The sequence below is a fragment of the Candidatus Latescibacterota bacterium genome, assembly GCA_019038625.1.
Lineage (GTDB): Bacteria > Krumholzibacteriota > Krumholzibacteriia > Krumholzibacteriales > Krumholzibacteriaceae > JAGLYV01.
The window spans coordinates 1-5,942 of the sequence record JAHOYU010000044.1 but is presented as its reverse complement, the minus strand read 5'-3'; the positions used below and the strand labels follow the sequence as shown (position 1 = coordinate 5,942).

The 5,942-nt window shown below is 48.7% G+C and carries 6 protein-coding genes; 5 read left to right on the top strand and 1 reads right to left on the bottom strand.

Annotated elements, in window-relative coordinates:
* The first annotated feature begins 84 nt into the window (after positions 1 to 84).
* The 5 genes from larB to KOO63_03090 all read left to right on the top strand — a co-directional run bounded on the left by larB (position 85) and on the right by KOO63_03090 (position 4,127).
* Positions 85 to 903 (top strand): nickel pincer cofactor biosynthesis protein LarB, encoded by an 819-nt coding sequence (larB, locus tag KOO63_03110; GenBank protein MBU8920828.1) that lies wholly within the window; start codon positions 85 to 87, stop codon positions 901 to 903.
* Positions 900 to 2,156 carry a nickel pincer cofactor biosynthesis protein LarC gene (gene larC, locus KOO63_03105; protein ID MBU8920827.1) on the top strand — a complete coding sequence of 419 codons (1,257 nt, stop codon included), beginning with the start codon at positions 900 to 902 and terminating at the stop codon, positions 2,154 to 2,156. Before larB ends, larC begins: the two co-directional genes overlap by 4 nt.
* 38 nt (positions 2,157 to 2,194) lie before the next feature.
* Positions 2,195 to 2,944 carry a tetratricopeptide repeat protein gene (locus tag KOO63_03100; GenBank protein ID MBU8920826.1) on the top strand — a complete coding sequence of 250 codons (750 nt, stop codon included), beginning with the start codon at positions 2,195 to 2,197 and terminating at the stop codon, positions 2,942 to 2,944.
* Between the two features lie 424 nt (positions 2,945 to 3,368).
* A complete protein-coding gene (locus KOO63_03095; GenBank protein ID MBU8920825.1) occupies positions 3,369 to 3,794 on the top strand; it encodes a nuclear transport factor 2 family protein in 426 nt (141 codons plus the stop codon).
* A 51-nt stretch (positions 3,795 to 3,845) separates the two neighbouring features.
* Positions 3,846 to 4,127, top strand: a complete 282-nt coding sequence (locus KOO63_03090) for a T9SS type A sorting domain-containing protein (protein ID MBU8920824.1) — start codon at positions 3,846 to 3,848, stop codon at positions 4,125 to 4,127.
* 6 nt (positions 4,128 to 4,133) lie between these two features.
* Here the strand turns inward: KOO63_03090 and KOO63_03085 are convergent, their stop codons facing one another.
* A complete protein-coding gene (locus KOO63_03085) occupies positions 4,134 to 5,591 on the bottom strand; it encodes an HNH endonuclease (protein ID MBU8920823.1) in 1,458 nt (485 codons plus the stop codon).
* Positions 5,592 to 5,942: the final 351 nt, after the last annotated feature.

Here is a 5,942-nt window from a genome sequence, read left to right as displayed (position 1 = left end):
ATACAGGATGGCGCTTGTCACAGCAGAGTCCAGAGAGGACGTTCTCGGTCACCTGTCGATGCTCAGAGAGGAGATAGATAATAAATGGATGAAGCCCGCTTAAAAGAGTTGCTGGAGAATGTAGCGGGGGGGAATATCGATGTCACCCAGGCTCTGGACAGACTCAAAGTACTTCCCTTCGAGGATATGGAATATGCAAGGGTCGATCATCACCGGGCTCTCAGAAGGGGTTTCCCGGAAGTCATCTTCTGCGAGGGTAAGACTCCGGAGCAGATCGCGGGTATCTCGAAAAAAATAGTGGAACATGGCAGTAATCTGCTGGCGACAAGGTGCAGCGTCGAGGCGTTCGAGGTGGTTTCCTCCGATTTTCCCAATGCTCATTGGCATGAAAAGGGTTCGTTGTTTGCCGTCGAGACGCGTGAGATCGCGAGAAGGGGCAGGGTAGCGATAGTCAGCGGTGGAACATCGGATATGGGGGTCGCCGAGGAAGCAGCCTGGACGGCGCATTATTTCGGATGCCATGTCGACAAGTTCATCGACGTCGGTGTGGCGGGGATTCACAGACTATTCTCATGCTGGGAAGATATTCGTAAGGCTGATGTGATAATTGTCATTGCCGGGATGGAAGGAGCGCTGGCCAGCGTCGTGGCTGGAATGGCCGAAGCACCGATTGTAGCTGTTCCTACAAGCATAGGCTATGGCGCGAGTTTCGGCGGATTGGCGGCCCTGCTGGCGATGCTGAACAGCTGCGCCGGGGGAGTGACGGTCGTGAATATCGATAACGGCTTCGGTGCGGCTTATGCCGCAGCAGTGATCTGCAGGAAAATACATGGTCGCAGCGATGATGCTGACGGAGAGAACGTCGGCGCGAATGATCATATGGGGAAGAAGGAGAAGAAGTGAAGAGGTCTGGAACCAGAAAGAATAATGTGAGAAAAACTTCTAAGATCAAGGTTGGAACTGGAACTGATAAAAAGAGCATCAAGGATCCCGGAATGCTTGTAATCGATCCGGCCGGGGGACTGAGTGGAGATATGTTCCTTGGTGCCCTCTTTGCGCTGGGAGTAAAGCCAGCTGAAGTACAGGCGGAAGTCTCGCGGCTTCCCGGGCTTGAGCCTTTCAAAATCGTGTTTGGCAGGGTAAAGCGGCACAGTATCTCCGCTGTGAGGGCGAAAGTGATCTGCCCCGATAAGGTACATTCGAGAGACCTTGCGAAGATACTCTCCATGATAAGACGATCGGGCCTCGACAAGAAGGTGCGGGAAATGGCTGAAAAGACATTCCTGGTGCTGGGAGAAGCAGAGGGAAAGATCCATGGGATGCCTTTGGAAAGAGTTCATTTTCATGAAGTAGGTGCGGTAGATTCTATAGTGGATATCGTCGGCGCGGCGGTCGCACTTTCAAAACTGGGATTCCCGAAGCTCTACCACAGGCCGTTTGCTTTTGGATGCGGAAAGATCTCGATAGCTCACGGGAAGTTGCCCGTGCCTGCCCCCGCTACGCTCGAAGTATTGAAAGGTCGCACGGTGACCTTTTCCGACGAGGTAGGCGAAGTCGTAACTCCGACCGGGGCCGCTCTGATGAAGGCTCTGGCCGAAGAGCTTCCAGTGAGTGCTGAAATAGTGCCCGAGAGAATCGTATATTCGGTCGGAACACGCGAAAAAGAACCCGGCCCCGGGATGCTGAGAGTCGTTCAAGCGGTTCCTGCTGTGGGGAAGGGGTATGTCGTCACCATTAACACGACGATCGACGACATGAGTCCCGAAATCTACGGATATCTTCAGGAGAGGTTGTTCGAAGCAGGCGCTCTCGAATCGTATGTGACGCCGGTGATGATGAAAAAAGGTCGCCCCGGTTCTCTCCTGACCGTTCTCTGTTCCATCGAGAACAGGGATAGGTTGCTTGGCCTGATATTCGAAGAGACGACGACTCTTGGTGTGAGGGTGACGATCGAGGGCAGGGCGGAGCTTGAGCGTTATAATAAAAATGTCAAAACGAAATATGGCAGGGTATCGGTGAAGTTCGGTGTACTTCCCGGTGGGAAAGTCAAGTACGCTCCTGAGTACGAATCCTGCAGGCAGATCGCCATTAAGGCCGAGGTGCCGATCAGGACCGTCTATGAAGAAGCCGTAAAGGCTGCGGGAAAAATGAAGTGAGATATTATGATAAATACAGCGCCCGGGCGAAGCCGAGCATGATTTGGACAAGATCGGCAGTTTTCCTGATCCTGACCTGTGCTATTGCGCTCACGGTATCCTGCGCCGGACAGAAGAGTGCCGGAGTGCAGATCTCCATCAGTGATTCGATCACTCACAGGATAAAGGCGGGAGAGAATTGGGAATCGGTCGCGATGGATTACTATGGCGATTCGGGCAGGGCTGCTGATGTAGCTGAATACAACGGGATGGACCCAGCCATCGCTCCGGAGCCCGGAACAGGTATCCGTGTACCCCTGACATCAGAGGACAGGAGGAAGTTTGATCGGCTGGTCGAAGCGGCGACCTTCTATAATACTGGTCTGGAGCTTGCTTCGCAGGCAAAATATTCTGAAGCTGCATCGAATTTCGAAAAGGCTGTTGAAAAGGATCGTGGATTCACCGATGCGATATTCAACCTCGGTGTGACCTGGCAGAAACTCGGTATGCACAGGAAAGCTGTCGACGTACTGAGTGGTCTTGACATGGAAGGGATAACTGATCCCGAGTACCTCTATGCACTTGGAGCTTCATATTTTCACCTGCGTGATTACGATAAGGCCGAGGATGCATTCGAAGCGGCTCGTGAGATAGATCCGCTGCACCTGAAGTCTCTTTTCTCGCTCGCCGTCATTTACGAGAAGACGGGCCGGTTGGATGATGCCGCGGCCATTCTTCGAAAGTATATCAAGGCTGCACCAGACGGTGTCTGGAAGGATCAGGCAAAAGCGAAGCTGGAGAGCCTGTAGGAAAAGAAGTCTTTCTGATGTATGGCAATCCAGGATGCCCCCCCCTCAAACTGTTCAAGTTTTTATCAATACTGACGATTATAGATACAGGTAACAGATGACTATGCGTCTCTCCGCTGATTCCACCGATAAAGCGGTATTGAACTGACAGGTTACCGTTTCGTGGCCAAGCCGACCGACTAGGATGAAATAAACTTACAAACTGCGTCGGGTATACTGGTTTGGCCACTTTTCATTTTCCCTCATGATCAGACTGATCGAGCTGGCTCGATATATTATCTTTCATCTTTCCAGCGAGCGACCTGTTTCAGGTATTTCTTGATAAAATCAGCGCGAAAAGACAGTATTGTAATCCAGTAGCGATTTGAACCCGCATCGGGTGGAGACGACAGGCTGAAGATACAGAAAGGTGACGAGTCAACCAATGAAAAATCTTAAACACGAAGAGATGATCGAATTCATGGATCGCTGGATGAAAGCCTGGGACGATCATGATCTGGAAAAGGTTCTCGATGGATTTGCCAAAGATGTTGTTTTTGAAGGTTGGACGGGGAGAAGACTGAAAGGAAAGGATAGTATCCGGGACGCATGGTCGGCGTGGTTTGAAGGGCATGGAGGATTCAGGTTTATTCCTGAGGAAGTCTTTGTCGATGAAAAACAGCAGAAGGTATTGTGGAGCTGGCGTTATGAAGGACCATCGTTTTCCAGCGGTTCCGCCGGTGAACTGGAGATCAGGAATGGAGTGGATGTCCTTGTGTTCGAAGATGGTCTGATCAAGATAAAGCAGACCTATTCGAAGACAATGATCGAGATCGGTGGGCGGAAAGTCGTACTGAAACCAACAGTATAGCACGCCCGTTCAAGAGATCAGCAAACAGTTGATCTTGTTACTACAGCGAGTCTGCCAGCGACTCTATATCAGAATAGTCCCAATCCGTTTAAATATGGGACAGAAATTCGATTCTATATCCCCGCTCCCGCTCAAGTCAGGCTTTGTGTATACGATCTTTCAGGGAGAATCATCGCTAACATTCTGGGCCAGCCAGAAGAACCTGGCTATCACCTGGAACATTGGGATGGCAAAAACGACTCTGGTTCTCGGATCCCGCCCGGAGTGTATTTTCTCAACCTGACTGTGAATGACGAGTCGATGTCTCGAAAGGTCGTTATCTTGCCGCGGTGATTCTGGTTATTCTCGCTTGATAAAATCTTTCATCACTTTTATTCCCAGGATTCGCTCAGCTTCAATGCGGTTATGCCCTCCGCACAGAAGTCTGAGATTGTCAGGAGAATTCAGACCACCCAGGGAAAAAGGAACAATATGATCGATGTGCAGGTTCCACCCTGAGTTGCATCGATGCCCATCTGGCGCGATATATGTGCATTTCCCTCCATCTCTAATGAATACTTCATCGTGTAAATGAGCCGGGATATGACGCGAGGAGGCTGCTTCTTGGCTGACACTATTTTCTTTTTTTGTTTCACACACACATGGATCTTTTTGATTCGTTTCTTTCTGATTGGTGATTTGAGGGTTGTTTATTGAGTTTTTCTTTGATTTGGATTTTTTCTTTGTTTTGGGTTCTTTCTTTTTTGTGGATTTATTTTGTTTTTTAGATCTTATTTGCTTATCAATCTTTTTCTTTCTGTTTTCTATCCTTTTATCTCTTCTGTTTTTCCTTGCTTCCGGGCAATGCCTCTCCAGATACTCATCGATAAGCTCTTCGAACAATGTTTCAAATCCTAGATTACCAGGATATTTAGTCGAGAGGAGTTTTTTTACTTTCTCTATCTTGCTCATCAGATCAGGGTCGATGCCGAATTCGAGCTTGTACTTGAGTTTGCGGGTTAGTGTTTTAAGGCCTTCACGATTGTTTGAACTTTCGTCGACCGATGAATGAGCAGGATGGCAATTGGAACTATCATTTTTCACTGACGAGATGGGTTCCTTCGACAAGTCCGTTCCCTTACCGCCGCATGCGGCGGTAAATAATTTACCACTAGTGTCGGAATCGATGTGATTATTGCTTGTTACAGCCTCGTCAGGTACAGCTGCAAGGACAAAGACTGGTCTGACCTTGTCATGGATTCTTTCAACCGGATTGAATCTGGATACTATGACATTGATTTCGTTGGATGTTTTTCCCTCGATATCCATCAGGAGTTCATCACAGTTCTTTTTTGTAATAATTCCATGGATCTTCGAGATTGTTGTCACACTTATCCGACGGGTTCCAAACAGTTGTGCGACATGGGGGAAATTCCGGATGCAACGGGCAGCGTTTATCCTGCGAATGGCCGCCGCTTCGGAGTAATCAAGATGACGTACACAAAAGGCAAAGCAGGATGTATACCCCTGGTTTAGATAGAGCCGTCTCCGGTCCAGCTCAGCTAAATGAAGGAGTGAGGAGAGTGTCAACTTACGTTCTCTAGCATCAATGTCTTCGATTTTCCGGATAAGCTGGCCGTTCGTAAGTCGTTTGATCGTAATGGGGCCGGACTTGGTGGGTTTTGTTGCTTCTGTGCTGAATGATCCTGGCATCGAGCCGGTAGATTCTCCAGACATCGTATCGGAAGTTATGCTGGATGCGGTTTTGTTGCTGGTTTTGTTGGCATTTATGGCTGGACTTTGAATGGTCGAGGGCATACTCCACCTCCCGTTGATTATACGTCCCCCCAAACGCGCAACCATTCTGATGGTTCCATGGAACCGTTAATGAGGCCCCATGACATTCTGACTGTACCATAGCCGAAGAAAAACCGAAAGAAGTTTTTCTTTCTTTTTTGAATATTGTTCGGTTACAGAAAAAAACCAATTCCATACGTAAATGGATCGGGAACCGTGATGGATTGTTGGGGTAAAAAGGATTAGAGTTTATACAAAGAATGTATATTCGAAGAAGGGGCCTACTATGAAACGATTTATAATATTTTCGGTATTCCTCACGCTGTTGCTGGTTGCTGCAAAGCTGATAAACGGGTCGGAAGTCGATGAAGT

What these genes read in the sequence shown, in the direction of transcription:
- larB (MBU8920828.1), top strand. Translation starts at nt 85, where the DNA reads ATGGATGAAGCCCGCTTAAAAGAGTTGCTGGAGAATGTAGCGGGGGGG.
- KOO63_03100 (MBU8920826.1), top strand. Translation starts at nt 2,195, where the DNA reads ATGATTTGGACAAGATCGGCAGTTTTCCTGATCCTGACCTGTGCTATT.
- KOO63_03095 (MBU8920825.1), top strand. Translation starts at nt 3,369, where the DNA reads ATGAAAAATCTTAAACACGAAGAGATGATCGAATTCATGGATCGCTGG.
- KOO63_03085 (MBU8920823.1), bottom strand. Translation starts at nt 5,591, where the DNA reads ATGCCCTCGACCATTCAAAGTCCAGCCATAAATGCCAACAAAACCAGC.